Genomic DNA, 25,351 nt, shown 5'->3' with positions numbered 1-25,351 from the left:
CACTCGGGGCGCGGTCACGATGCGGCCACAATTCGGTAGCGAAATAGCTATCTAATCGGTACAGTTGGACGCATTGGCCGCGCCTATTCTTTTCGACGCGCCCCACGCACTCGCACGAGTGTCCAATTCATGGCCGCTTTGTGCTTCCTTGGGCCGCTTTGTTGGGCTTGTTGGGCTCGGTAAGAGAACTCGATCCGTACATGCCCAAGGAGGGGTCCGCACTTTGCTCACGCTGCTCGCCGCGCTCATTATCGCGACGATTGCCGCACCCCCGCTCATCAGGTTGTGCGGCCGGGCAGCGTTCGGCATGCTCGCCACGGTCCCACTCGGCGGCTTCATCTGGATGGCCAGCCTGTTCCAGCGGGGTATCTTTACTCACGAAGGCGAGATCGTTGCCAGCTACGCCTGGATGCCCTCCGCCAACCTCAACCTGGAGTTCCGCCTCGACCCTCTGGCCGGGCTGTTCTCCCTGATCATCCTGGGCGTCGGCGCCCTCGTCCTGCTGTACTGCTGGGGCTACTTCGACTCCAACCCGCGCCGGCTGGCCAAGCTCGGCGGCGAGCTCACCATGTTCGCCACCGTCATGTACGGCCTGGTCATCTCGGACAACTTCCTGCTCATGTACGTGTTCTGGGAGTTGACGTCCATCCTGTCCTACCTGCTCGTCTCGTACTACGGCGAGCGGGCGTCGTCACGCAGGGCCGCGATCCAGGCGCTCATGATCACCACCATGGGCGGGCTGGCCATGCTGGTGGGCATCAACCTGCTCGGGTTCAACGCGGGCATCTGGAAGCTCAGCCAGATCCCGCAGTTTGCAGACATCCAGAACACGCCCGCGATTTCCGTGGCGATCGTGCTCATCATGCTCGGCGCGCTGACCAAGTCAGCCCAAGCCCCGTGGCATTTCTGGCTGCCCGGCGCGATGGCGGCACCCACCCCGGTGTCCGCCTACCTGCACTCGGCGGCGATGGTGAAGGCGGGCATCTACCTGGTCGCCCGCCTGGCGCCGGACATGGCGGCCGTGAGCACCTGGCACCTGGTGGTCATCTCCACCGGCCTGTTCACCATGCTGCTCGGCGGGTGGATGGCGCTGAAGCAGCGCGACTTGAAGCTCATCCTGGCGTACGGAACGGTCTCCCAGCTGGGCTTTATCACTGCGGTGATCGGCGTGGGCTCGCGCGAGGCGACGATGGCGGGCCTGGCCATCACGTTCGCGCACTCCATGTTTAAGGCGACGCTGTTCATGATCGTCGGCGCGATCGACCACACGACCGGCACCCGCGACATCGGCGAGCTCTCCGGCCTGGGCCGCAAGGAACCGTTCGTCGCGTTCCTAGCGGTCGTGTCGGCGGCGTCGATGGCGGGACTGCCCCCGCTGTTCGGGTTCATTGCCAAGGAATCGGCGCTGGAGGCGATCCTGCACGAGGAGTCGCTGCACGGCATGCCTGGCCACATCACGCTGGTCGTGCTGGTGGTCGGCTCCATCCTGACAATGGGCTACTCCCTGTACTTCCTGTGGGGCGCGTTCGCCACAAAGGCGCAGCACCGCGAGGCCGGCGTCTCCCCCGCCGTGGCAAAGATGCACCACATCGGCCCCCTGCTTTCCGCCTCCCCGGCGATGCTCACGCTGGCCACCATCGCGTTCGGGCTCCTGCCCGCCTGGCTGTCCAACGCCATCAACTCCTACCTGGACGTCCGCTTCCCGCAAGACGAGGGCGCGCCGTTGAAGCTGTGGCACGGCATCACCACCCCGCTCATGCTCACCGTGGTGATCGTCGTGGCCGGCACCGTGTTGTTCTGGCAGCGCGACCTGATCCGCAGGGTCCACTTTGACAAGCCCGCGCTTGGCGACGCCGACGAAATCTGGGATCTCATCCTCCACCAGCTCCGCAACGCGTCGCTCAAGCTCACGGCGTCGACGCAGCGCGGCTCGCTGACTATCAACCTGGCGGTCATCTTTGCCACGCTCATGGTGGTCCCGCTCGCCGCGCTGATTCTGGGGCAGAGCAACGACATCCACATGTTGCTGTGGGACAACCCGTGGCAGGGCCTTGTGGTCTGCATCCTGTGCGCCATGGCGATCTTTGCCACGCTGCAGCGCAACCGCCTGTCCGGCGTGGTCATGGTCGGCCTGACCGGCTACTCGCTCGCGTTCATCTTTGCGCTGCACGGCGCTCCGGACCTCGCGCTCACGCAGGCCCTGGTGGAGACCATCGTCATGGTGGTGTTCATGCTGGTCCTGCGCAAGATGCCCACGGAGGTGGAGCCGCGCAACGACGACAACCGGCTGCGCGCCTGGCTCTCCATCGGCACGGGCCTCTCCGTCGTGATCGTGGCCATGACGGCGATGTCGGCGCGCGTGCAGGACCCGGTGTCCAAGTACATGCCGGACCTGGCGTACGAGATCGGCCACGGCCGCAACACCGTCAACGTGCTGCTCGTGGACCTGCGCGCCGCCGACACCTTTGGCGAGATCCTGGTCCTGGTCATCGCCGCCACCGGCGTGGCCAGCCTCATCTTCGGCACGGGCACGTTCGGGCGCGAGTCCCGGCGCCCCACCCTGTCCACCAACAAGCCCCGCTGGCTCGCCTCGGGCGTGGACTCGGAGACGGCGCAGAACCGCTCCATCATGGTCGATGTGGTCACGCGAATCCTCTTCCCGTCGATCATGCTCCTGTCCTTCTACTTCTTCTTCTCCGGCCACAATGCCCCCGGCGGCGGCTTCGCGGGCGGCCTGGTCGCCGCGCTCGCGTTCACGCTGCGCTACCTGGCGGGCGGCCGCGCGGAAATCGACGAGGCGCTGCCGGTCGACCCCGCGAAGATCCTGGGCACGGGCATCCTCCTCTCGGCCGCATGCGTGGTGGTACCGCTCTTCTTTGGCAACCCGCCGCTCACCACCGGCTACGCCTCCCTGGCGCTGCCGCTCATCGGCGAGTTCGACGTCCCCTCGGCGCTGGTTTTCGACGCCGGCGTGTACGCCATCGTCGTCGGCCTCACCTTGCACATCCTCGGCTCCATGGGCGCGTACCTGGACCGCGAGGAAGACACCCGCAAGCAGCGGGCCCGCGACCGCGCCCGTGAGCTGCAAGTGAAGAACAAACGGCGCCGGCAGCAGCAGGCGCAGCGGCGCGCCGCCAGGGAGTCCGAGCGGGCTTCGGCTGGGGGAGCGGGATCGTCGATAAGCAAACAAGCCCAAGAAGGGAGCAAGTAGATGGAAGCGAACCTCTTCCTCCTGATCGGCTCGGGCGTGCTTATCGCGTGCGGGGTGTACATGATGCTGGATCGGGCGATGACCCGCATGATCCTCGGCGTGCTGCTGATTGGCAACGGGGCGAACCTCCTGCTGCTGCAGTCCGGCGGGCAGGCGGGCTCGCCACCGATTCTCGGGCGCGAATCCGAGCAGTACGCGGACAGCGCGGACCCGCTCGCGCAGGCGATGATCCTCACCGCGATCGTGATCTCCATGGCCATGAGCGCGTTCATGCTCGCGCTGGCGTACCGGCAGTACCGCTACCGCACCGACGACATCATCGAGCGCGACGAGGAGGACCGCGCGATTGCCAAGCGGCCGACCACGCCCGCAGCCGCGCCGGACCACGACCGCTCCGACGACCCGGAGACCGGCAAGCCGAGCCTGTCCGGTGACTCCTTCGGCCCGCGCTCGTTCGAGACACCCGTGAAGGAGGCGGAGAATGACCAGTAGTCTCCTCGACTTCGCCGACTGGGCGCTGCCCGCCATGCCGTACCTGACGGTGATGCCGCTGATCCTGCCCGCCATCGCGGCGGCGCTCATCCTGGTCTCGGGCAAGCACGTCCAGCTGCAGCGCGCCATCGCGCTCACCACGCTGTTCGCGCTCGCCCTCATCGCCGGCGCCATGATTATCATCGCCGACGTCCACGGCATCCAGACCGTGCACATGGGCGGCTGGGACGCCGTCGTGGGCATCACGCTCGTGGCGGACCGGCTGTCCACCATCATGCTGTTCGTCTCCGCCACCGTGCTCTTCGCCGTCATGTGGTACGGCATCTCGCAGGGGCTTCGCGACGGCGGCGAGGACGACCCCATCGCCGTCTTCCTCCCCGTCTACATGCTCCTGTGCATGGGCGTGAACCTCTCCTTCCTGGCCGGCGACCTGTTCAACCTGTACGTCGGGTTTGAGATCTTCCTGGTCGCCTCGTACGTCCTGCTCACCCTCGGCGCCTCACCCGGGCGCGTGCGCAGCGGCATCGGCTATGTGATGGTCTCCATGGCCTCGTCCATGGTCTTCCTTTTCGCCCTGGCCCTGGTCTACTCCGCCGTGGGCACCGTAAACATGGCGCAGGCGGGCATGCGCATGGAGGAGATCCCCGACGGCACCCGCGCCGCCGTCTTTGCCACCCTGCTTGTTGCGTTTGGCATCAAGGCGGCCGTGTTCCCGCTGGACGCGTGGCTGCCTGACTCCTACCCCACTGCGGCCTCCCTGGTCACCGCCGTGTTCGCGGGCCTGCTGACCAAGGTGGGCGTGTACGCGATCATCCGCATGCGCTCCACCGTGTTTACGGGCGGCACCCTGGACACCCTGCTCATGTGGGTGGCACTGCTGACCATGATCATCGGCGTGATGGGCGCGCTTGCCCAGAACGACATCAAGCGACTGTTGTCGTTCACGCTGGTCTCGCACATCGGCTACATGATCTTTGGCATCGCGCTCGGCTCCATGACGGGCCTGTCCGGCGCGATCTTCTACGCGGTCCACCACATTCTCGTGCAGACCTCCCTGTTCCTGGTGGTCGGCCTGGTGGAGCGTCAGGCCGGGGCCGCCCAGCTGCGGCGCCTGGGCTCCCTGCTGTACACGGCCCCGATCATTGCCATCCTGTACTTCATCCCCGCGCTCAACCTGGGCGGCGTCCCGCCGTTCTCCGGCTTCCTGGGCAAGGTGATGCTCATCCAGGCAGGCGCAGACGACGGGTCCTGGCTGGCCTGGGTCCTCATCGGCGGCGCCGTGGTAACCTCGCTGCTCACCCTCTACGCCATGATCCTGGTCTGGTCTAAGGGCTTCCTGCGCGACCGCGCCGACGCCCCCGAGGGCAACGTGGCCATGGCGCGGCCATCCCTGCTTGCCGAGCGCGGCGAAACCACCCAGTTCGAGCAGCGCGACGACGTCGGCCGCCTGCCCGCGGGCATGCTCCTCTCCACGGCGCTGCTCGTCGCCGCCTCTGTGTCCATCACCTTCCTGGCGGGACCGATCTCCAGCATCACGGACCGCGCGGCGGAGTCGGCGCAGGACCGCTCGATCTACCGCAACGCGGTGCTGGAGGGCCCCGTGGGGGCGGACAGCGACGAGCCGACCCGGCGCCCCGAGCGCTTCACCACCCCGCACTCGGACTACGGCGCGTCCGACAACCTGGACCGCCACCACGTGGAGCGGGACCAGCGGAGCCCCGAAGGCGGCGAGGGCGTTTCCACGGAGACCGTGCCCACGCCCGTCGCTGGGGATACGGAGGAAGCGACGCCGGGTGCGGAGACGCAGACAAGCATGAGCCCCAACGGAGGTGAGGAGTAGATGCTGGAGACGATGCAAGGCGTCAGGCACCGGTTCCGGCCGCTGTTTGTGGTGTGGCTGACGCTCATGTGGGTGTTGCTGATGGGCGAGCTGAGCTGGGGCAACGTCGCCGCCGGGCTCGGGCTCGCGCTGCTGATCGTGCTGCTGCTGCCGCTGCCGCACATCCCCAACACCGGCTACAAGGTCCGGTGGGGCAAGCTCGTCCTGTTCGGGCTGGTGTGGCTGCGCGACCTGCTCATCGCGTCGGCGAAGGTGATCTGGCTGGCGCTGCGCCCCGCCGCGCCACCGAAGAACGCCATCCTCACCGTCCCCATGCGGCTGAGCAGCGAGTTCGTCCTGTACCTGGCCACCTGCGCGTACAACCTGCAGCCCGGCGGCTCGATTACGGACATCAACCTCGCCGACCGCGAGTGGACCATCCACGTCCTCGACGCCGCCGACCCGCACGCCATCCAGCGCGAGATTGATAACGTCGCCGCCCTCGAGCGCCAGATGATCGACATTTTTGAGAGCAGGAGCTAACCCCATGGACCCAACCCTGTACAACGTCTTCCTCTGCATCGCCGCCGTCTTCATCGCCGTCGGCTTCCTGCTGCTGGCCTGGCGCGTCATCGTCGGCCCCGACTCCATGGACCGCCTGCTGGGCAACGACGCCATCACCGCCTCCCTCCAGTGCGCCCTCGCCCTCTACGTGTGCTGGACGCTGGATACCACGGTAGTCAACGTCATGATGGTCATCGCGCTGCTCGGCTTCATCGCCTCGATCTCCGTCGCCCGCTTCCGCAAGAGGGATGGTTCGCTGTGAATTGGGCAATGCTTTTCGACGCCATCTCCCTCCTCTTCATCCTCCCCGGATCCTTCATGGTGTTCTCGGCGGCGGTCGGCGCCGTCCGGTTCGACTCCACCCTGGCCCGGGTCCACGCGATTACCAAGCCGCAAACCACCGGTCTCCTGCTCATGTTCGTGGGCACCATCATCCGGCTGGTCAGCTCCCCCAGCTTCTCCGTGCACGAGCGCGGCGACCTTGGCATCCTGGTGCTCCTGGTCCTGTTCGCGCTGATGACCAACCCGGTCACCGCGCAGCGCCTCGGCCGCGTGGCCAGGCGCGAAGGGCTCTACGGTTCCGAGGACCAGCTCACCCGCAACGACCGGCCCGCCGCCTACCACCCGCGCCGCGTCAACCCGGACGCGCCCGCGGAGTAGGGCTCGCCGGTGGCAGGTCGCCGTGGGCTACCGGGGCGGCTGCATCTCCTGCATCTCGTCGCAGGTCGCGTCCACCACGCGCTTCCAGTCCCCGGTCGCCTCGTAAATTTTCCGCTGCCGTTGGTAGGCCGCCCCGTCGCGCAAGATCTCGCGCACGAGCTCCAGCTCCTCCACGCAGTCCAGCTCCTCCGCGATGGGCGTGAGCTCCACGAGCATGTCGCGCAGCTCATCCTTTACCCAGCGCTCGTCGGTGTCGCGGCTGGTGATCACGAGCGCCTCCATGCCGTAGCGGGCGCCGCGCCACTTGTTTTCGGCAACGTGCCAGGGCTGCAGCGTCGGCAGCGCTTCGCCTGCGGACAGCTTCCGGTCGTAGTACACCACGAGGCAGTGCGTGAGGGCGACGATTCCGGCGAGTTCGCGGAGGTTCGAGGGGGCGTCGCTAATGCGCACCTCGATCGTGCCCCACTTGGCGGCCGGGCGGACGTCGAAGTGCATGCTTCCCGTATGGCTGATCACGCCGGAGGTCTGCTGGTCACGCATGAAGCCGACCCACTCGTCCCAGTCGCGGAACTGGTACGGCATGCCCGCGGTGGGAAGCTGCTGGTAGAGCATGGTGCGGTTTGAGGCGTAGCCGGTATCAATGCCGTCCCACCCCGGGCTCGACGCGGAGATGGCCAGCAAGTGCGGGTAGTGCGCCATGATCGCGTTGATGATGGGCCACACGCGGTCCTCGTGGCTGATGCCTACGTGGCAGTGCACGCCCCACAGCAGCATTTGCTGCCCCCAATACTGCGTGCGGTTAATGATCTCCTGGTACGTCAGCTTGGGGCTGAGCGGCTGCTCGTGGAAGTCCGAGAAGGGGTGGCCGCCGCTGGCCCACAACCGGAGGCCCTGCTGTTCCGCGGCGCTCCGGACCTTGCCCAGGTCGGCGCTGAGCGCGCCCATCGCCTCGCGAGTATTGCGGCAGATCGGGGTGACCAGCTCGATGGTGTTTTGCAGGAACTCACGCTCCAGCCGGGTCCCCGGGTGCTCGCGTTCCACCTGCTCAATGACCTTTTCGGCTTGCGGAACGAGGTCGCGCGTCTCGGGGTCGACGACGCAAATCTCCCACTCCACGCCCAGCGTGGGCTCCGCGGATCGAGCAAAATCGCGATAAGGATCCATGTGGTCAAGTGTAAGTCGGGGTACCCCGAAACATCGTCAATTTGTTTCAGGGCAAATGCTTATCGACGCCCCCGTTACCGCCCCGCAAGCACGACCGTAATCGCGTTGCGGTTCTGGATCGCCTCCGACGGCAGCTGGGTCTCCCCATCCGGCAGATCATTGTTCGCGCGCGGCGTGCCACCGACGCGCTGCGCCACCTCGGCCGCCACCTGGTCGGCCCCCGCCACCTGCGGGTTGTAGAACACGTACGTCTCCGGGAACACGCCGAACGTCTGCTCCGGCATGTTCATCGCCGCCGGGTCCTGCGACTGGTTGGCCACGTGGTACTGGCCGCCCAGCTCGCCGGCCGTCTTGTTGGCCAGCTCCGGCACGCCCGAGTTGTTAAAGACGTAGACCTGCGCGTCCTGCGCCGTCAGGCCCGGGGTGGCCGGGTTGTTAGCGGGGGCGGCGGGCGCAGCGGGGGCGGCCTCGCCGGCATCGCCATTCGCGTCGGCGTCGGCGTTTGCGTCCGGGTTCTGCGCGTCCGGGTTGTTGGTGTCCGGGTTCTGCGCGTCCGGGTTCTGTGCGTCGCCGGCCTGGCCCGCGTTTTCCTGGCCCGGCGCCGGTGCTGCCGCGCCGTTGTTGGCGCCGTTCCCGTCCGCGCCGTTGGGCTGCGCGGCGCTGCTTGCCTGGCTGCTCTGGGTCTCTTCAGCGGTGTTGCTCGGGGAGTCATCGTCCTTGTTCAGTGCAAACACGGCCCACAGCGCGAGCAGCACGCCGACTGCAAGCAGGATCATGCCGAGGCCGCGCTTCGGGATCCCCGCTGCCGCGGCGTCGCGCGAACCAGCGGCGGTGGCGGCGTCGCGCGAGTCAGCGGCGGCGTCGCGCGCCCCAGCTGCACCCGCACCAGCTGCGCCCGCAGCGCCACCCGTGGCCACGGTAGATCCACCCAGCGCCCCGCGGCGCTCCTCTTCCTCGTCAACCAGCTCGGCCTCGACCGGCTCCGCCTCTACGTACTCCGCATCCTCGTACGCTGTGTCGTAGTACCTGTCGTCGGCGTAGCGGTCGTCTACGTACCTGTCGTCGGCGTAGCCGTCACCGTATTCTTCCGGCTCGTCGGCGCGCCGGTGGGCGCCACGGTAGTCGTCACGTTCGCGCGGGAACTCGTCTCGTCCGCGATGTCCATCACCAGGGTTCACAGTATTCACATGCGCCACTCTAAACCCTCAAGCCATACTTGAGGTAGAGGTGCGCGTGTGACACGCCGAGCGCTGATCGTCGTCAAGCGCAAACGCTACCCAATCTCGCGCGCCTCCCGCACCGCGCGCAGCCTCCGGACCAGCTGCGGCGCGTACGCGAGCGCCTCCGGCGACTCCAATAGCAGGTTCAACCGCTGGTAGTACCGGGTGGGATTCAGCCCGAGCTCCCGCCGGATCGCTTCCTCCTTCGCGCCCAGGCTGCGGGGCGCGTGGGCTTCGAAGTCGAGGAGTTCGCGGTCGGAATCGGAAAGCGTCGAGAGCATGCTTAATATAGTAGGCATGACGATTCGACCCATCGTGATTTACGGCGACCCTGTCCTGCACAACCCGACCCGCAAGGTGGAGCAGCCTGTGGAGGAGCTGCAGGAGCTCATCGCCGATATGCACGAGACGATGGACGCCGCGCACGGCGTCGGCCTGGCCGCGAACCAGGTGGGCGTTGACCTGCGCCTGTTTGTGTACCACTGCCCGGACGGAGACGAGATGCGCCGCGGCACCGTGATCAACCCGGTGCTGGAGACCAGCGAGATCCCCAAGACTATGCCGCGCGACGACGGCGAGGACGACGAGGGCTGCCTCTCCATCCCCGGCGAGGGCTTCCCCACCGGCCGCGCGGACTGGGCCAAGGTCACGGGCCTGGACGAGCACGGCAACGAGATTGCAATCGAGGGCACCGGTTTCTTCGCTCGCTGTTTGCAGCACGAGGTGGGCCACCTTGACGGTAAGGTGTACACCGATGTACTGACCGGCCGCTACAAGCGCGAGGCCAAGCGCGCGATCAAGGCCAATGGTTGGACCGAACCGGGCAACACTTGGCTGCCGGGCACCGACGAGGACCCGTTCGGCCACTAGCCCACAAGGGAAGGAACTTATGCGCACCACCGCCGCTATCGCCGCAGGCACGATCGTGCTCGCCGCAGCGCCGTTCGCATCGGCCGAGGAGCCGCTGGAGCAGTTGCTTATCGACGTCACCGCGTCCCACAACTCCCACTCCGAAACCCTCGAGGCCCAGCAGGAGGACATCGACGCCGCCGAGGAATCGGGCGACGACGAGGCGCTGGTCGAGGCCCAGGACGCCTACCGCGCCACCCTCAAGGAGTGGCGCACCGACCTCATCAACGCTGCCGATGACCTGCGCGAGCTGCGCGAGGACGCAGAGCGGGACGCCGAGGAGTCCGGCACGCCCCTGAGCAAGGAAGACAAGGAAGCCTTCACCGAGGCAGCGGACGCTATTAAGGAGGACCGCAAGACGGTCCGCGAGCTGCGCACCGAGGTGCTCGGCGACGACGAAGCGGTCTGCCTCCCCGGCCTCGTCGCCGGCGACACCGGCCTGGGCGGCCTGCTCGGCACGACCGCCATGGACGCGGTCGAGCGCTCCGAGCAGGGCGACAAGCGCATCGCTTTCGACTGCGCGCCGGAGTCCACCCACGCCACCACCGAGGTGAAGCGCGCGGAGGAGCCGACGACGGTGGCGGGGTCGACGGAAGCGTCGACAAGCGCGAGCAGTGAGCCGGAAGCGACCGAAACGACCGCTGCGACCGAGGAGCCCAACGTGCGGTACCGCGCGAACGTGCTCGCGGACGGCGACGAAGAGGACGACGAGACGACCTCGTCCTCCACCTCCAGCGAGTCGAGCACCACCAGCACCACCGAAACCTCATCGTCCACCAGCTCGCCGGCGGAGACGACCACGGGGACCGCATCCAGCACGACGAGCTCCTCCAGCAGCACATCCGAGAGCACCTCGGCGACCGCGATCCTGCACAACCGCACGACGTCGGCGAGCTCGTCCACCAAGTCGTCGACCACCACGCGCACGACCAGCAGCACCCGCTCCTCCTCCACCACCACCGAGGAGGACGAGCGTGAGGGTGACCTCGCCGAGACCGGCACACCGATGCTCAACCTGATCGTGCTGGCACTGCTGCTCACGGCAGGCGGCCTGTTCCTCGTGCGCCGTCCGGCGTAATGTCGCGCATCTTCCGCTCCGACGAGGTGGCCGTCGGCGACCGCGTGGTCGTGCGCCAGCGCCGCGGCGAGATGGCCAGCGACGTCATCGGCCACGTCCTCAGCCTCAACCCGCTGGTCATCCGCCCGCAGGAGGTCGGCGGCTTTCCGTCGTTCAAGGACGCGGTGGAGATTCGGGACGTGCACATCATCAAGAAGCTGTCGCCGCGCACCGTCCGCAACTCCGACATCCGCGCGATCGAAACCGCCACCGCGCGCGCCTTTCCGGGCCAGGAGCAGCAGCTTATCAGCGGCTGGCTTGCCCGCTCCGGTGCCGAAATCGCCGAACGGTCCAACTCCGCCGCCCCCATCGGCCACTCCGCCTCCCTGCAGCCGGTCCCGCTCGACGCACTCCGCGAGTTCTACGCCGAGCGCGACATGCCGGTGCAGCTGCTGGTGCCGGAGCGCATCGGCAAACCGGCGCTGCGCCTCATCGAGGGGCACCCGGACCGGTGGGAGCTTGGCGAGGAAATCCTGGTCATGACGGCGCCGTGCGAGGACGCCCCCGCCGAACCCGCGGGCGCGGACTTCCGCGTCGACGACACGCCCGACGCCGAATGGCTCGCCATGTACCACTTCCGGGGCGCCGCGCTGCCGGAAGACGCGGTGCTCGACCTGGCGTCGCACATCGAAGGCCGCATCGCCTTCGCCCGGCTCGAGCGGGGCGGGCGAACCGTCGCCGTCACCCGCGCGACGCTTACAGAGTCCGACGACGGGCGCACCTGGCTCGGCTACTCTGCCGTGGAGGTCCCCGAGGACTGCCGCCGCCAGGGCCTGGGCACCCAGCTCACCCGGCAGCTGCTCGCGTGGGGCGCGCAACAGGGCGCCGAGCGCGCCTACCTGCAGACGCGCGTGAGCAACACGGCTGCGCTGGCGATGTACCACAAGCTGGGATTCCTGGAGCACCACCGGCACCGGTACGCCCGGTTGTTGGGGTGAGTCGGGCGGGGTGGACGTGGCGTCGATAAGCACTGCCCCGAAAACGCTAAGGTGGTGGGCATGCGAATTGCCACTTGGAACGTCAACTCGGTGCGGACGCGCGCCGATCGCATCGCCGCATTCCTCGAGCGGCAGGACGTGGACGTGCTGACCATGCAGGAGACGAAGACGGCGGACGCCAAGTTCCCCTACTCCACGTTTCAGGCGGCGGGCTACGAAGTCGCGCACGTGGGGCACAACCAGTGGAACGGGGTGGCGATCGCCTCGCGGGTCGGGCTCGAGCACGTGCGCGACCACTTCGAGCGGCAGCCCCGCTTTGCCAAGAAGGGCGAGCCGGAGCTGGAGGCGCGGGCCGTCGGCGCGGACTGCGGCGGCGTCGAGGTGTGGAGCCTGTACGTGCCGAATGGCCGCGAGATCGGCGACCCGCACTACGACTACAAGCTGCAGTTCCTCTACTCGCTGCAGGACACGGTGCGGCCCGGCGACCTGCAGGTGCTCACCGGCGACTTCAACATCGCGCCTCGCGACGAAAACGTGTGGGACATCGACTGGTTCGACGGCAAAACGCACGTCACGGAGCCGGAGCGCGCCGCGTTCCAGATGCTGGAGGAGACGGGGCTGACCCAGATCACGCACGATGACCTCTACTCGTTCTGGGACTACAAGTCAGGCCGCTTCCCGCGCAACGAGGGGATGCTCATTGACTTCCAGCTGGCCACCGCGCCGCTCGCGGCGAAGGCGACCCGCGCCTGGGTGGACGTGGACGAGCGCCGCGGCACCGGCGCCTCCGACCACGCGCCCGTGATCGTGGATTACGACACGCACGGCCTGGACATCGACCAAGTGCGATGACGTTCTCGTTCGACCTCTCGGTCTGGCAGCTCGTTGCCATGACCATTGACTACGCGATCAAGTTCGTCATGATCGGCATCGTGCCGGAGAACCGGCGCCCGGCGTCCGCGAACGCGTGGCTGCTGCTCATCCTCCTGCTGCCCATCGTCGGCCTGCCCCTCTACCTGCTGATGGGCTCGACACTGGTCTCGCGCCGCCGCCACCGCATCCAGCAGCGCGCCACCGCCGCCCTCAACGACATCTACACGCGCACGCCCGACCACCCCGCCGACGCTCGCCTGGCCCCCGACGCGGCGTCGATGATCCGGCTCAACCGCGAGCTCACCGGCTTCCCCGCCGAATACAGCCGCGTCCGCCACACCTGGACCGACTACGAATTAGTCATGCGCCGCCTCGCAACGCTTATCGACGCCGCCACCTCCTACGTCGACGTCGAAATCTACGCCGTGGCGTGGGACCAGACCACCGGCCCCGTCTTCGAGGCGATGGAGCGGGCCGTGCAGCGCGGCGTCCACGTCCGCCTCCTCTTCGACCACATCGGCTCCATGAAGTACCCGCACTTCCGGACCCTGAAGCGCCGGCTCACCGACGCTGGCATCGACTGGCACCTCATGCTGCCCCTCAACCTGCTGCGCGGCCGCTTCCGGCGCCCCGACCTGCGCAACCACCGCAAGCTCGTGGTCATCGACGGCCGCGTCGGCTTCATCGGCTCCCTCAACCTCATCGACCGCGGCTACCTCATGCCCAACCACCGCCGCGCCGGACGCCAGTGGGTGGACACCTTCATCGAGCTCGAGGGCCCCATCGTCGCCTCCATGGAGTCACTCTTCGCCGTCGACTGGTACACCGAATCCGGCGAGCTGATCGACCTCCACACCCCCGCGTCCCTCCCCAGCCCCCACGGCGAGGACGTCAACCTAGTCCAGCTCCTCCCCTCCGGCCCCGGCTACCAGACCGAGCCCAACCTGCGCAGCTTCAACTCCCTCATCCACCACGCCAACGAGCGCCTCATCCTCTGCTCCCCCTATTTCGTCCCCGACGAATCGCTGCTGGAAGCTGTGACCACCGCCTGCTACCGAGGCATCCGCGTCGACCTCCTCGTCGGCGAAAAGGCCGACCAGTTCATGGTCAACCACGCCCAATCCTCCTATTACGAGCAGCTTCTCGACGCAGGCGTGCACATCTGGGAGTTCCCCGCCCCCTACGTGCTGCACACCAAGTTCGCGCTGGCGGATCCGGGGGGTGGTTCTGGTTCTGGGGTTGGGCGGCCGGTGGCCATCGTTGGTTCCTCCAACATGGACATCCGCTCCTTCTCCCTCAACTACGAGTCCAGCCTCTTCGTCGCCGAGGGCAGCCTCCTCCGCGACCTGCACCGCCTCGCCGACACCTACCTATCCGTCTCCAGAGAACTCACCCCGGAGCGATGGAACCGCCGACCCTGGTACCGCCGCTACGTGGACAACGTGATGAAGCTGACCTCCGCGCTGCAGTAGGCGGGGCGCTGGATGACGAGAATGCGTAAAATTTCCGGTTCGCCGCCGACCCAATTCGTCGCGACCTGGGAAAACGCCATGCCCCAACCACGCAGCGCAGAAATCTCTCACGCCCGCCCCGCAAGACCCCACCAAAAAGCCCCCGACCAGCCGCAACCGGCTGACCAGGGGCCCACACACCAACGCTTACGCGTCGCGCTTGTGCAGCAGCACCACGCCAGCCACCCACGCGACGAGGGCCCAGACGACGAAGATGCCGAGGGAGACGAGCGGGTTGTCGTTCGGCGCCTTCTGGTTGAGCATGAACGCGTTGAGATCCTTGAACGGCAGGAACCGGTCGACGTGCTCGCCGATCTTGGGGATGACGGGCAGGACTCGCTCCACAAGCAGCATCATGAGCAGCCCGGCGCAGACCGTGACCGCAGTGTTGCGGAGCAGCCAGCCGACGCCTTGGACGAGGACGGCGAGGAGTGCCTCGCCAAGCGGGACAGCCCACAGCGCCCGGTGCACGAACGAGTTGCTGGCCCAGCCGACCGGGTTGTTGTCCACCAGGTCCGCCACTGTGAAGCCCAGGACGAGGCTCACCAGCGACACCACGGCGACGAGCACCGCGCCAAGAATCAGCTTGGCCAGGGCAAGCTGCCAGCGCTTCGGCGCGACCCGGAAGTTGGTGGCGGCCATGCCGAACCGGTATTCCGTGGTCACCATCATTGAGGTCTGCACCAGCGTGTACATGGAGAGTACGACGGTGATGACGGCTGCCGTCGTCAATGGCTTCGGGAACGACATCGTGTTGTAGATCCAGCCGGTGAGCGCGGCGTTGAGCAGCGAGAGCACGAGCGCCACGATCGTGCACGCGTAGAACGACGCGGTGGTGCGCAGCTTGGTCCATTCGGCGTTGATCAGATTAAGCACGATTTCCCTCCGGTGCGACGTATTGGGCCTTGTCCATGGTCGAGTGCATGTACGCGTCCTCCAGCGAGGCGCGGCGCTCAGTCAGCTCCGCCAGCTGCACGCCCGCCTCGTGGGCGATGCGGCCGACCTCGTCGCTGGTCAGGTCGGGGATTTCCAGCACTTCGCGCTGCGCACTATCCGCGCCACGCTGCACCCGCGCACCGGCCTGGCCGATTGCGGCGCTCAGGCCCTTCATGTCCGCGACGGTGGCGGTGCGCACGACGGTGGTGACGTTGGAGTTCGACGCGATGAACTCGTGCACCGACGTGTCCGCCACCAGCCGGCCGCGGCCGATGACCACCAGGTTGTCGGCGGTCTGCGCCATTTCGGACAGGATGTGCGAGGACACGAGGATGGTGCGCCCCTCGTCGGCAAGCCGGCGCAGCAGGCTGCGGACCCAGCGGATGCCTTCGGGGTCGAGGCCGTTGACCGGCTCGTCAAGGATGAGGTACTCGGGGTCGCCCAGCAGTGCGGCCGCGATGCCCAGGCGCTGGCCCATGCCGAGCGAGAAGCCGCGGACCTTCTTGTCCGCCACGTCGGTCAGGCCGACCAGTCCGAGGACCTCGTCGACGCGCTGCTTCGACAGCCCCGCCGCCTGCGCCTGCCAGAGCAGCGCGTTGCGCGCCGAGCGGTTCGGGTGGATGCCCTTCGCGTCCAGCAAAGCGCCCACGCGGTGGGTGGGGTTGGGGAGGTGCTGGTACAACGTGTCGTCGATAAGCGCACTGCCCGCGGTCGGCGTGTCCAGGCCGAGGATCATCCGCATCGTCGTCGACTTGCCCGATCCGTTTGGGCCGAGAAAGCCGGTGACCACGCCAGGTTTGACGGTGAAGGTGAGGTCATCGACGGCCCGGACCGGACCGTAATGCTTGGTCAGTCCCTGTACTTTAATCATGCGGTTCAGTATGCCCGATAAGGCGATCCAGCGCGGCAGCGAACCCCGGGTGGAGGGGCAGCTCGCGCAGCGCGCCCAGCGGAACCCAGCGCAGCTCCTCGCTCTCCTCGTTCGCCGTGACCGGCAGCTGGGTGCCGTCGTCGGTGCGCGCGATGACGGTGGTGTACGCCCAGCCGGGGACCTCGAACGTGACCACTTCCTCGAGCGGGCGCACGCGGTCCGGGTCGATGCCGCACTCCTCCACCGTTTCGCGCAGGGCGGCCTCGCTGGCGGTTTCGTGCGAGTCGCGCGCGCCGCCGGGGATGCCCCACGTGTCGCCCTGCGCGGTCCACGCGGCGCGGTGCTGCATCAGGATTGCGTCGCCTGCCTGCAGGAAGAGGCCAGCCGCCCCGAATTTGCCCCAGTACTTTTCACCGTGGGGTCCGATGACCCATCCGTTTCCGTCGCCAAGCATGCCCCCACTGTAGACAGACACGTTATTCTTGGGGAATGAGCCACAACGTGCAGCTGCCCGGCACGGCCCATGAGGGGGCCGCGCCGACGTCTGATGACGCGTGGCTGGACGAGCTCGAGCGCGTCCCCACCCGCCGCACGTTCGGCGCGATCGTGCGCGACTACGCCACGGGCCCGGCGCGCATGGCCCGGCGCGGCGCGAGCTTCCTCGCCACCACACCCGGCAAGCTCATCGCGATGATGCTGGTGCTCACGCTCGCCCTGCTGGCGGCGGGCGCGGCGATGAGTAGCTCCATGTCCAAGCGGCAGGACTCGCTGGACACCCTGGTCACGGCCACGGAGCCGATGAGTAACTCGGCGCACCTGCTGTTCACCTCGCTGTCGCAGGCAGACACCGTCGCCACCACCGGCTTTGTCCAGCCGGGCATGCTTACGCAGGAGGAAATGGACCTGTACCTGGGCTCGCTGGACCGCGCGGTCTCCGCCTCCAACGACGTCTTCCGCGGCTCGGTGGAGACGGAGAACGGGCAGGACGGCGCGGAGATCGAGCGCCTGGTCACCTCCATCCAGCGCCAGATCCCCCTCTACTCCGCGCTGATGGAGCGCGCGCTGGTGAACCAGCGGATGGGCAACCCGGTGGGCGTCGCCTACATGTCCGAGGCCTCCGGCATCATGCGCGAGCACATGCTCAGCGACGCCGACCGCCTCTACAAACTCACACAACGCCAAGTCGCCCGCGAGATGGCCCGGCTGTCCGCGCCCCAGCTCGTGCCGTTGTCGGGGCTCTTCGCCGCCCTGTTCTTCCTGCTCCTGGCGCAATGGTGGCTGTGGCGCACGTTCCGGCGCCGCCTCAACCGCGGCTTCCTCGTCGCCACCGCGTCCATGGTGGTGGCGATCCTGTGGGTGGTCGTGTCCAACCTGCAGCTGTGGCAGGCAGGCGTGGTCGGCTTCGCGCGGGCGGCAGAGCCGTGGGAGCAGCTGACGGCCGCGCGTATCGACGCCCAAGAGGCCCGCACCGACGAAACGTTCGCGCTGCTGCGGCGGCAGTCCGTGGCACAGTCCTCGCGCTCCTTTGACTCGACGCACCAGCGGGTGGAGGACGCGCTCGGCGCCGCGGAGAACGCACTGGACGCGCGCGACACGCCCGCGCTGCGCAACGCGCGGGGCGTGGAAGCACAGGACGGCCAGGTCGCGGCCGAGGAAACGATCGCCTCCGCCCACGAGTCCCTCAACGAGTGGTCCTCCAACCACGACGCCCTCCTCGCCGCTATCGACGCCGGCCAGTACCAGGAGGCCGTGGTCCTCCTCACCGGCAAGCAGCCGGGGACCGAGGAGGCCGGCGACGTCGGCGCGTCGGCGTACCGCGAACTGGACGCGGACCTACAGGACCTGATCACGCTGTCGCGCGTGTCCACGCGCGAGTACATCACCGCATCCCTCGACGCGACCCGTCTGGTCTCGGGCGCGGTCGCGCTCCTGTCGCTGCTCGCGGTGGCGTGCATCTGGATTGGTATCCGCCGCAGGATCGGAGAGTTCCTGTGAACACTTCCCGCCGCGTCACCGCCGCCATCACCGCCGCCGCGCTCGCCCTTTCCGCTTGCGCCCCCGCGCCCAAGCCCTCCCCGACCCAGCCGAGCGACCCGGAGCCGACGTACGAGGGCCTCCCGCTGCCGCCGGGCGCCATCCTGGACCCGCCCGGGATCGCGCCGGAGGGCGAGTTCGCCACCGCGGACTTCGACTGGCCGGGCTCGCTGCGCCCCCACGACGAGGAGGACGGCATCGGCGGCTCGCTGGAGCAGATCCGCAACCGCGACCGCCTCATCGTGGGCATTGACCAATCGCAGTACCTGTTGTCCTACCGCGATACGTCGGCGGGCGACTTGCGAGGCTTCGAGGTCGACCTCGCCCGCGAGATCGCGGCCGATATTCTCGGCGACCCGGAGAAGGTCGACTTCCGCTTCGTGGAGTCCGCCTCGCGCTCGGAGATGCTGCAATCCGGTGCAGTGGATGTGGTGATCCGCACCATGTCCATCACCAAGGAGCGCACGCAGAAGGTTTCCTTCTCCACCCCGTACATGATCTCGTACGTGCGCCTGCTCGCCCCGCGCGACCGCGGCATCGAGAGCCTGGACGACCTCGCGGGCATGCGCGTCTGCATTGTCGACGGCACCAATCTGCTCAACCTCGCGCGCACCGTCGCCCCGGAGTCCGAGGTCCTGCGCACCCGATCGTGGTCGGACTGCCTCATGGCCACCCAGCAGTTCCAGGCGGACGCAGTGCTTGCCGACGATGCCATCCTCGCCGGCATGGCCGCGCAGGACCCCCACGCCGAGATCGTCTCGGAGTCGCTGGCCCGGCAGCTCTACGCCGTCGGCGTGCAGAAGGGCCACGATGACCTGGTCCGCGCCGTGAACCACACCATCGAGCGCATCCGCGCCAACGGCACCTGGTCCACCATGCACCGCACCTGGCTCGGCCGCTCGCTGGCCGAGCCCACCCCGCCGCCCCTGATGTACCGCGAAGAGGAGGAACAGTGAGCGACCCGACCCCCAAGCGCGACCCCGAGGACACCCCGCCTACCGACGCCGGCCCCGCGACCGAAGCCGTCGCCTTCGACCCCTTCGCCGACGACACCGACCCCGGCACCGAGGCCGTGGCGTTCGACCCGTTCGCCGACGATGACGAGGACGAAGACGAGGCAGACTTCTCCGGGCTCGGCGAGATGGCCGGCCTGCTCAAAGACCTCGACGACCTGCGCAAAGGGTCGGTGAAGGAGGAGACCTCGTCGCGCTCGCGCAAGCTGGCGCTGGACACATTCCGCGAGCTGCGCGGCACCCGGCGCGACGACCGCACCGTCGCCGACGGCATGGTGAAGCTGCCCTGGGTCGAGCCGACCGAACCGCAGAAGGCGCTCAAAGACCCGCGCACCGCGGAGGTGGAGAAGGGCATCCCCGCCCCGGCCCTGCACCCGGGCGACATCGTCGCCGGCCAGTACGAGATCATGGGCGTGATTGCCCACGGCGGCATGGGCTGGATCTACCTGGCCCAAGACCACAACGTGGCGGAGCGGGTGGTCGTGCTGAAGGGGCTGCACTCGTCGAAAAGCGCTGATGAGGCGGCGGCCGCCGAGGCCGAACGCGAGTTCCTGGCGGACATCACGCACCCGGGGATTGTGAAGATCTTCAACTTCATCGACGACCCCCGCGTGACCAGCGGTTTCATCGTGATGGAGTACGTGGGCGGGCCGTCGCTGCGCACGCGCTGCAACAAGCAGCCCGACCACAAGCTGCCGCCCGACGTGGCGATCGGCTACATGCTCGAGGTGCTGCCGGCGCTGGGGTACCTGCACTCGCGCGGCGTGGTGTACAACGACCTGAAGCCGGACAACATCATCGTCACGGAGGACCAGGTCAAGCTCATCGACCTGGGCGCGGTCTCCGGCATCGGCGCCTACGGCTTCATCTACGGCACGCGCGGCTTCCAGGCGCCCGAGGTGGCCTCGGAGGGGCCGTCCGTCCACTCCGACATCTACACCATCGGGCGCACGCTCGCCGCGCTGGTCGTGGAGTTGCCGCAGGTCGACGGCGTGTACAAGCGCCGCATCCCCACCCCCACCGAGGAGCCGCTGTTCCGCCGCTACATCTCGCTCTACCGCGTGATCATGCGCTGCTGCGAGCCCGAGCCGGCGAAGCGCTACAGCTCCGTCCAAGAGCTGCAGGCGCAGTTGCTCGGCGTGCTGCGCGAGATCCTGGCAATTCGCGACGGCCGCACCTTCCCCGCCCAGCAATCCCAGTTCTCGCCGCAACGTACCACCTTCGGCACGAAGCACCTGGTCTTCCGCACCGACCAGCTCATCGACGGCATCACCCGCACCGTCGAAATCACGCCCCAGGAAGTAGTCTCCGCGCTGCCCACCCCGCTGATCAACCGCGACGACGTCGGCGCCGGCATGCTCCAGGGCTCCTCCTACACCGAGCCGCAGGAAACCCTGGAAACGCTGCGCCAGGCGATGCAGACGGACCAGTACCAGCAGTCGCTGGAAATCCCGTTCGGCGTCGTCCGCTCCATGCTGGACCTCGGCCTGACCCAGCAGGCCCAAACGTGGCTGGCCAGCATGAGCTCCCGCCTCGCCGGCAACTGGCGTTTCTACTGGTACTTCGGCGTGGTCAACACCCTGCTCGGCGACTACGCCGCAGCCCAGCGCGACTTCGCCCGCGTCCTCGCCTTCCTCCCCGGCGAGGCCGCCCCCAAGCTCGCTATCGCCGCTGTCAACGAGCTCATGCTTCAACACCTCGGCCTCCACGAGGAGCCAATGCTTAACGACGCCCTCGCGCGCGCCTCCGCCGGCCTCCGCTCCAAACTCGACGACGTGGACGAATCCTTCTTCGAGGACCTCCACGACCGCGGCCTCCTGGACCGGGAGTGGGGCCTGATCACCAACGACCCCGCCATGCTGCGCTTCCACTCCATGCGCCTCTACGCCTTGGTCTGGGTGACCAACCCGACCACGGTGTCCTCCGCCTTCGGCCTGGCCCGCCAACTCATGAACGAGGGCGAGGTCGAACTCGCCGTCGCCGCCCTGGACAAGGTGCCCAACTCGTCGCGCCACAACCGGATGGCCCAGCTCACCGCCATCCTTTGCCTCGTCTCCCGCGACCTCACCGAGTCCCGCATCCGCCGCGCCGCCCGCCGCCTGGACCAGATCCCCAACACCGAGCCGCGCTTCCTGCAGATCAAGGTGTTTGTCCTCCGCGCCGCGCTGACCTACCTCCGCGCCAACAACCTGCGCCGCGCCGACTCCACGATGCCGCTCTTCGAGTACACGTTCAGCCTCCGCGGACTCCGCCGCGGCCTGGCCATCACGCTGCGGGAACAGGCCCGCGTCGCCCCGTACGCCAGGCACCGGTTCGCCCTGGTGGACATGGCCAACAAGGTCCGGCCCGCGACCTGGTTCTAGGCAGGGCCGGGGTGCGGGCGGGGCCGGGTGCCCCTCTTCTTTGCCACTTGACGAGATCAGGGTGACGAGGGTACGAGAGTTTCGTCGCATCCTCGTCATCGTGATTTCGTCATCTAGGCCGCAGCCCGCACGTTTCCACACCACGCCAGCCGGCGGCTGCTACATTGGCACCCAGTGGCGATCGGGGGGATCGCGCCAACAGATCGGGGGAACACCAATGGATAAACGTGCGCTCATCGGCCATCTCATCCGGCCTGGAAGTGCAGACGAGCTCGCCTGCACGAAGCTGTCCGCAACCAAGTTCATCGCCACATCGGTGTGGCAGCAGCTCAAGCCCCACGAACAGGAGTTTCTCCGCACGTACGCGGTTGGCGCGGCGGCGCAGACTGCCGTGCTGGTGGGGCGCTCAGCCGCCGTGGTGAGCGGCATCTGGGTCCTGCCCGACCGGCACGCGCCTGTCGCGTTGTCCTACCCGGAGCAGGCGGTGCCGGGGAAGGCGTCGTGGCCGAAAGGGGTGCAGTATCGGCGCCTGCACATCCCGGAGGCGGACCGCTACGCCTTCACCCTGGAGCGCGACACCGTCCAGGTCACCACGGCCGCGCGGACGGCGGTGGACATCGCGCGGTTGTACGGGGTCCGGCACGGGGTGGTGGCGATGGATTCCCTCTTCTACCAGGTGGAACGCAAGGACCACCACCGGGTGTTGGCGGAGTTGGAGGAGGTGGTGGACAGGCTCGTCGGTAAGCAAGGCATCGCCCACGCGCGCAAGACCCTGGCCTGGTGCTCGACGAAGTCGCAGTCGCCGTACGAGTCGCTGCTGCGGGTCGTGCTGCGCGAGCGCAGGATCGAAGCGGCGGAGCAGATGTGGATTGGGCAGTTCGTGCGGCCGGACCTGCTGTGGGGGCAGCTGATCATCGAGGTCGACGGCGACGCAAAGTTCGCGGCGAACGGCCAGGTCGCGGCGCTCGAGCAGCTCGAGCGCGAGAACTGGCTCCGGCTGCAGCACTACGAGGTCGTGCGCGTGACTCCGCGCGAGCTGCTGCGCGATGAGGCAGGCGTCGTGCAGCAGATCCTGGAGCTCAAGGAGCATTCGTCGCTTCTCGACGCCCCACTCACCCCCGCCACCTCGTCCCGGCCCCAAGCGGGCGTGAACTGGCGGCGGCGCAAGGCGGGGTAGGCGCTACAGCCGACCGCTACAGCAGCCCGGCCTGCGCCGCGACGCCCGCGCCAATCCCCAGCGCCGCGAGCAGCGCAAGGACCACGCCGATCGCAATGCCGGTCGAGCTCGAACCGCCCGCAGGCGAAGCAGTAGCCGCCGGAGCCGGCTCAACAGGCGACGCCGGCGCCAGGTCGGTGACTCCCGGCGCGCGGGTCGGGGTGGGCAGGGCGGAGTTGGGGCGCGTCGGCACGGGCGTCGCGGTCGACGCGCCCGAGCCAGAGCCAGCACCCGAGCCCGAGCCGGGCCCGAGGAGCGCGGCTTGCGCGTCGGCGAGCAGTGGGGACCGGGTGCGCTGGAGTTCGTCGATAAGCGACTGCATCTGCGCCTTCGTGTAGGTGAGCACGGAAAAGTCCTGGGTCTCGTCGGCGACGAGGCGGCCGTCCTCGTTGTAGACGCGGAACTGGATGGGCATGGTGGCGTCGCGGTAGCCGGCGGTCTGGGCGATGGGGACGGTGACGGTGCGCTTGGAGTCGCTCGACAGGGCGGAGGCGACCTGCACGGTGTCGGACCACTCGCCGCCCGGGTAGGAAGCCTGGACGCGGAAGCGGTGCGGCGCACTGCCCAGGTTGGACAGCTCGACGCGCACGGTGGAGTCGCTGCGGTTGGCCACGATGACGTTGGGCGCGTCCGGGTCGTTGATCACGCGGAAGCCGGCCTTGCCGTTGTTGTGCTCGGCGGCGTGCTTCTCCAGGTCGCGCACGGTCACGTCGGCGCGGTGCGACGTCTCTTCCCCACCCGCCGTGCTCGTGCCGGCGGTGCCTTGGGCGGTGCCGATGCGCCCGTTGACCAGCTCGATGTGGTCCCAGTCCGGCGCGATGTCGTAGTCGCCGTCGTAGCAGGTCACGGAACCGTCGGTACAGGCGCGCGGCAGCGGCGCGGCGGCGTCGGGGCGCGCCTCGGTGTCCGAGTAGTCGAAGTAGGCGAACTGGTAGAGGTAGTTCATCACGGACCTGTAGTTGGGCACGTAGTCCGAATCCGGGTGCGCCACGTTGTACGCGCCCGAGTGCGTGAGCCCCAGGTTATGGCCGTATTCGTGCAGGATGCTGTTGCGCAGTTGCTCCTGCGACGTCATCAGCTCGTTCTTGGACACGAAGAACGAGCCATCGCGCACCAGCCCGGTCCCGGAGGAGAGGTCGCCGGGCGCCTGCTGCCCGCCGATCACGCCGACTCGGAACACGCCCGCGCGGTCCCCCAGCAGCCGGTCGCGTTCGGCCAGGAGTTTCGCCGCGTAGGGCATGCTTGTCGACGCCCCTCCGAAGTAGTACTCCGCGTAGTCCTCAGTGGGGCCACCGTGAAAGTCGGTGTAGGCGGGGATGTTGGTGTAGTAGGCGCCGGCGTCGATAAGCAAATTGATGCCCTGGCGGTCAAACACCTCGACGAGCTGGTTCAGGGTGGCTCGCGAAGGCCGGTAGGTGTTCGTGTTCGCGCGCGAGCAGGCGGTGAAGGCGGCGAAGTCGGCCGGGGTGGGCGCGTAAGCGCGGCGGGTGGCGCAGCCCAGCGTCTCCCACTCGGACTTCATCCAGTTGAGCTGGAGGAGCAGGTCGGGCCGGTTGGGGTCCAGGCCCCACGCGTTGAGGGGGAACTCGGTGCCGTCGGCGGTGGTGAAGCCCTGCGCCTCGAAGACGTCGGGGAAGCCGTCGCCGTCCGTGTCGTTGAGGCGGTCGTCCGCGGTGCCGTTGAGCGTGGCGCTGGCGTGCAGCGACTCGCCGGGGGCGACGGTGCCGGCGAAGCGGCCGGCCTGGTAGCGGGCGTCCGTGCCCGGTCCGTCCGTGCCCGGTTTGTCCGAGCCGGCGAGGGCCGCCAGTGCGGCATCACGGTCGGCGCCGGTGCCGATACGCTGCGACCCCGCCAAATCCAGGCGCAGCTGGTAAGCCTCACCGATGTGCAGGTCGAGCGCGTCGCCGTCGCGGTCGGCGGTGACGGCGAAGTCGCTGTCCAGGGTGCCGTGGGCGAGGTCCACGCTCAGCTCGCGCGGGTCCTGCGCCAGGTTGCGCAGCTGCACATCCACCTCCACCGAGTCCGCCGAGACGCGGAAGGTGCGCACCATCTCCACCTGGGCGCGGTCGTCGCGGTGGGTGAGCGTGACGGTCTCGGCAGCGCCACTCGTGCCACCGGCGGCTCCGGCGCCTTCGGTGACCTCGGTGTCGTCGCCGGCGTACGAGACCTGGGCGTCGGCTGCGGTGGCGTCGATAGACAGCGCATCCTGCAGCACGTGCACCGTTTGGTTGGGGTGGTTGAAGGTAAGCCAGGACACGCGCCCCTTATTCACGTCCACGGTGTGGAACCCGCTCGGCGCGCCCGTGGTGAGCTGGACGGCAAACCGGCTCTGCGTGATGTCCGCGGCTGCCGGGCCGGGGGTGCCGGCGCATGCGAGCGCGACGGCGGTCAGCGCGGCGACGGTGGCGCGGGCGGGCCTGAGGCGCATCGGTTCCCCTTT

22 protein-coding genes are annotated in these 25,351 nt (G+C 68.2%); 15 read left to right on the top strand and 7 right to left on the bottom strand.

From position 1 onward, the window contains the following. Positions 1 to 223: 223 nt before the first annotated feature. Genes CKJ85_RS08370 through CKJ85_RS08345 form a run of 6 tightly spaced genes read left to right on the top strand, consistent with a single transcriptional unit; the run spans position 224 to position 6,746 of the window. Complete coding sequence (locus tag CKJ85_RS08370) at positions 224 to 3,211, top strand: Na+/H+ antiporter subunit A (protein ID WP_095554039.1); 2,988 nt, start codon at positions 224 to 226, stop codon at positions 3,209 to 3,211. Then, positions 3,212 to 3,703, top strand: coding sequence for a Na(+)/H(+) antiporter subunit C (locus CKJ85_RS08365; protein ID WP_095536316.1), 492 nt, complete (start codon positions 3,212 to 3,214; stop codon positions 3,701 to 3,703). Beyond that, positions 3,693 to 5,543: a Na+/H+ antiporter subunit D gene (locus tag CKJ85_RS08360; RefSeq protein ID WP_095554038.1), complete on the top strand. Its 1,851-nt coding sequence runs from the start codon at positions 3,693 to 3,695 to the stop codon at positions 5,541 to 5,543. Before CKJ85_RS08365 ends, CKJ85_RS08360 begins: the two co-directional genes overlap by 11 nt. Then, complete coding sequence (locus CKJ85_RS08355) at positions 5,544 to 6,065, top strand: Na+/H+ antiporter subunit E (protein WP_233127006.1); 522 nt, start codon at positions 5,544 to 5,546, stop codon at positions 6,063 to 6,065. A 4-nt stretch (positions 6,066 to 6,069) separates the two neighbouring features. Further along, complete coding sequence (locus tag CKJ85_RS08350) at positions 6,070 to 6,348, top strand: monovalent cation/H+ antiporter complex subunit F (protein WP_095275616.1); 279 nt, start codon at positions 6,070 to 6,072, stop codon at positions 6,346 to 6,348. Further along, positions 6,345 to 6,746 (top strand): monovalent cation/H(+) antiporter subunit G, encoded by a 402-nt coding sequence (locus CKJ85_RS08345; protein ID WP_095547820.1) that lies wholly within the window; start codon positions 6,345 to 6,347, stop codon positions 6,744 to 6,746. The genes CKJ85_RS08350 and CKJ85_RS08345 overlap by 4 nt, the downstream gene beginning before the upstream one ends. Positions 6,747 to 6,773: 27 nt before the next feature. Here the strand turns inward: CKJ85_RS08345 and CKJ85_RS08340 are convergent, their stop codons facing one another. The 3 genes from CKJ85_RS08340 to CKJ85_RS08330 form a co-directional block, all read right to left on the bottom strand. Beyond that, positions 6,774 to 7,910, bottom strand: coding sequence for a glutamate--cysteine ligase (locus CKJ85_RS08340; protein WP_095547821.1), 1,137 nt, complete (start codon positions 7,908 to 7,910; stop codon positions 6,774 to 6,776). Between the two features lie 74 nt (positions 7,911 to 7,984). Then, complete coding sequence (locus tag CKJ85_RS12315) at positions 7,985 to 9,097, bottom strand: LytR C-terminal domain-containing protein (RefSeq protein WP_143340185.1); 1,113 nt, start codon at positions 9,095 to 9,097, stop codon at positions 7,985 to 7,987. A gap of 86 nt (positions 9,098 to 9,183) precedes the next feature. Then, a complete protein-coding gene (locus CKJ85_RS08330; RefSeq protein ID WP_233125623.1) occupies positions 9,184 to 9,411 on the bottom strand; it encodes a DUF3263 domain-containing protein in 228 nt (75 codons plus the stop codon). Between the two features lie 16 nt (positions 9,412 to 9,427). Between CKJ85_RS08330 and CKJ85_RS08325 the strand changes: the two genes are divergently transcribed. The 5 genes from CKJ85_RS08325 to cls are packed head-to-tail and all read left to right on the top strand — an operon-like array spanning position 9,428 to position 14,439. Then, a complete protein-coding gene (locus CKJ85_RS08325; protein WP_233127005.1) occupies positions 9,428 to 10,000 on the top strand; it encodes a peptide deformylase in 573 nt (190 codons plus the stop codon). A 19-nt stretch (positions 10,001 to 10,019) separates the two neighbouring features. Further along, positions 10,020 to 11,117 carry a hypothetical protein gene (locus tag CKJ85_RS08320; RefSeq protein WP_095554035.1) on the top strand — a complete coding sequence of 366 codons (1,098 nt, stop codon included), beginning with the start codon at positions 10,020 to 10,022 and terminating at the stop codon, positions 11,115 to 11,117. Then, entirely contained in the window at positions 11,117 to 12,094 is a 978-nt protein-coding gene (locus CKJ85_RS08315; protein WP_095554034.1) for a GNAT family N-acetyltransferase, read from the top strand. The genes CKJ85_RS08320 and CKJ85_RS08315 overlap by 1 nt, the downstream gene beginning before the upstream one ends. A 60-nt stretch (positions 12,095 to 12,154) precedes the next feature. After that, positions 12,155 to 12,946: an exodeoxyribonuclease III gene (locus tag CKJ85_RS08310; RefSeq protein ID WP_095275623.1), complete on the top strand. Its 792-nt coding sequence runs from the start codon at positions 12,155 to 12,157 to the stop codon at positions 12,944 to 12,946. Next, positions 12,943 to 14,439, top strand: a complete 1,497-nt coding sequence (gene cls, locus CKJ85_RS08305) for a cardiolipin synthase (protein WP_095547825.1) — start codon at positions 12,943 to 12,945, stop codon at positions 14,437 to 14,439. Before CKJ85_RS08310 ends, cls begins: the two co-directional genes overlap by 4 nt. Positions 14,440 to 14,625: 186 nt before the next feature. Here the strand turns inward: cls and CKJ85_RS08300 are convergent, their stop codons facing one another. The 3 genes from CKJ85_RS08300 to CKJ85_RS08290 are packed head-to-tail and all read right to left on the bottom strand — an operon-like array spanning position 14,626 to position 16,739. Next, a complete protein-coding gene (locus tag CKJ85_RS08300) occupies positions 14,626 to 15,354 on the bottom strand; it encodes an ABC transporter permease (RefSeq protein ID WP_158221634.1) in 729 nt (242 codons plus the stop codon). Further along, positions 15,347 to 16,285, bottom strand: coding sequence for an ABC transporter ATP-binding protein (locus CKJ85_RS08295; protein ID WP_095554032.1), 939 nt, complete (start codon positions 16,283 to 16,285; stop codon positions 15,347 to 15,349). Before CKJ85_RS08295 ends, CKJ85_RS08300 begins: the two co-directional genes overlap by 8 nt. Next, positions 16,278 to 16,739, bottom strand: a complete 462-nt coding sequence (locus CKJ85_RS08290; RefSeq protein WP_095554031.1) for an NUDIX domain-containing protein — start codon at positions 16,737 to 16,739, stop codon at positions 16,278 to 16,280. Before CKJ85_RS08290 ends, CKJ85_RS08295 begins: the two co-directional genes overlap by 8 nt. A 35-nt stretch (positions 16,740 to 16,774) precedes the next feature. Between CKJ85_RS08290 and CKJ85_RS08285 the strand changes: the two genes are divergently transcribed. The 4 genes from CKJ85_RS08285 to CKJ85_RS08270 all read left to right on the top strand — a co-directional run bounded on the left by CKJ85_RS08285 (position 16,775) and on the right by CKJ85_RS08270 (position 22,872). Next, positions 16,775 to 18,280, top strand: a complete 1,506-nt coding sequence (locus CKJ85_RS08285; RefSeq protein WP_095554030.1) for a hypothetical protein — start codon at positions 16,775 to 16,777, stop codon at positions 18,278 to 18,280. Further along, complete coding sequence (locus tag CKJ85_RS08280) at positions 18,277 to 19,275, top strand: glutamate ABC transporter substrate-binding protein (RefSeq protein WP_095554029.1); 999 nt, start codon at positions 18,277 to 18,279, stop codon at positions 19,273 to 19,275. The genes CKJ85_RS08285 and CKJ85_RS08280 overlap by 4 nt, the downstream gene beginning before the upstream one ends. Beyond that, positions 19,272 to 21,695, top strand: a complete 2,424-nt coding sequence (locus CKJ85_RS08275; RefSeq protein WP_233127004.1) for a serine/threonine protein kinase — start codon at positions 19,272 to 19,274, stop codon at positions 21,693 to 21,695. Before CKJ85_RS08280 ends, CKJ85_RS08275 begins: the two co-directional genes overlap by 4 nt. 217 nt (positions 21,696 to 21,912) lie before the next feature. Continuing rightward, the gene (locus CKJ85_RS08270; RefSeq protein WP_095554027.1) at positions 21,913 to 22,872 is read left to right on the top strand and encodes an endonuclease domain-containing protein; all 960 of its coding nucleotides are present in this window, start codon (positions 21,913 to 21,915) and stop codon (positions 22,870 to 22,872) included. 16 nt (positions 22,873 to 22,888) lie between these two features. Here the strand turns inward: CKJ85_RS08270 and CKJ85_RS08265 are convergent, their stop codons facing one another. Further along, positions 22,889 to 25,339, bottom strand: a complete 2,451-nt coding sequence (locus CKJ85_RS08265; RefSeq protein ID WP_095554026.1) for a hypothetical protein — start codon at positions 25,337 to 25,339, stop codon at positions 22,889 to 22,891. Positions 25,340 to 25,351: the final 12 nt, after the last annotated feature.

Origin of the sequence: Corynebacterium sp. NML 150383, assembly GCF_002285085.1 — a bacterium.
In the GTDB taxonomy this organism is placed as follows: Bacteria; Actinomycetota; Actinomycetes; order Mycobacteriales; family Mycobacteriaceae; genus Corynebacterium; species Corynebacterium gottingense.
The sequence above is the reverse complement of the archived record's forward strand: the minus strand, read 5'-3'. Positions and strand labels throughout refer to the sequence as shown.

Excerpts from the sequence above, each read along its gene's own strand:
- CKJ85_RS08290 (WP_095554031.1), bottom strand. The coding sequence starts at position 16,739 with ATGCTTGGCGACGGAAACGGATGGGTCATCGGACCCCACGGTGAAAAG.
- CKJ85_RS08315 (WP_095554034.1), top strand. The coding sequence starts at position 11,117 with ATGTCGCGCATCTTCCGCTCCGACGAGGTGGCCGTCGGCGACCGCGTG.
- CKJ85_RS08285 (WP_095554030.1), top strand. The coding sequence starts at position 16,775 with ATGAGCCACAACGTGCAGCTGCCCGGCACGGCCCATGAGGGGGCCGCG.
- CKJ85_RS08325 (WP_233127005.1), top strand. The coding sequence starts at position 9,428 with ATGACGATTCGACCCATCGTGATTTACGGCGACCCTGTCCTGCACAAC.
- CKJ85_RS08365 (WP_095536316.1), top strand. The coding sequence starts at position 3,212 with ATGGAAGCGAACCTCTTCCTCCTGATCGGCTCGGGCGTGCTTATCGCG.
- cls (WP_095547825.1), top strand. The coding sequence starts at position 12,943 with ATGACGTTCTCGTTCGACCTCTCGGTCTGGCAGCTCGTTGCCATGACC.
- CKJ85_RS08355 (WP_233127006.1), top strand. The coding sequence starts at position 5,544 with ATGCTGGAGACGATGCAAGGCGTCAGGCACCGGTTCCGGCCGCTGTTT.
- CKJ85_RS08360 (WP_095554038.1), top strand. The coding sequence starts at position 3,693 with ATGACCAGTAGTCTCCTCGACTTCGCCGACTGGGCGCTGCCCGCCATG.
- CKJ85_RS08310 (WP_095275623.1), top strand. The coding sequence starts at position 12,155 with ATGCGAATTGCCACTTGGAACGTCAACTCGGTGCGGACGCGCGCCGAT.
- CKJ85_RS08340 (WP_095547821.1), bottom strand. The coding sequence starts at position 7,910 with ATGGATCCTTATCGCGATTTTGCTCGATCCGCGGAGCCCACGCTGGGC.
- CKJ85_RS08330 (WP_233125623.1), bottom strand. The coding sequence starts at position 9,411 with ATGCTCTCGACGCTTTCCGATTCCGACCGCGAACTCCTCGACTTCGAA.
- CKJ85_RS08350 (WP_095275616.1), top strand. The coding sequence starts at position 6,070 with ATGGACCCAACCCTGTACAACGTCTTCCTCTGCATCGCCGCCGTCTTC.
- CKJ85_RS08270 (WP_095554027.1), top strand. The coding sequence starts at position 21,913 with ATGGATAAACGTGCGCTCATCGGCCATCTCATCCGGCCTGGAAGTGCA.
- CKJ85_RS08320 (WP_095554035.1), top strand. The coding sequence starts at position 10,020 with ATGCGCACCACCGCCGCTATCGCCGCAGGCACGATCGTGCTCGCCGCA.
- CKJ85_RS08295 (WP_095554032.1), bottom strand. The coding sequence starts at position 16,285 with ATGATTAAAGTACAGGGACTGACCAAGCATTACGGTCCGGTCCGGGCC.
- CKJ85_RS08265 (WP_095554026.1), bottom strand. The coding sequence starts at position 25,339 with ATGCGCCTCAGGCCCGCCCGCGCCACCGTCGCCGCGCTGACCGCCGTC.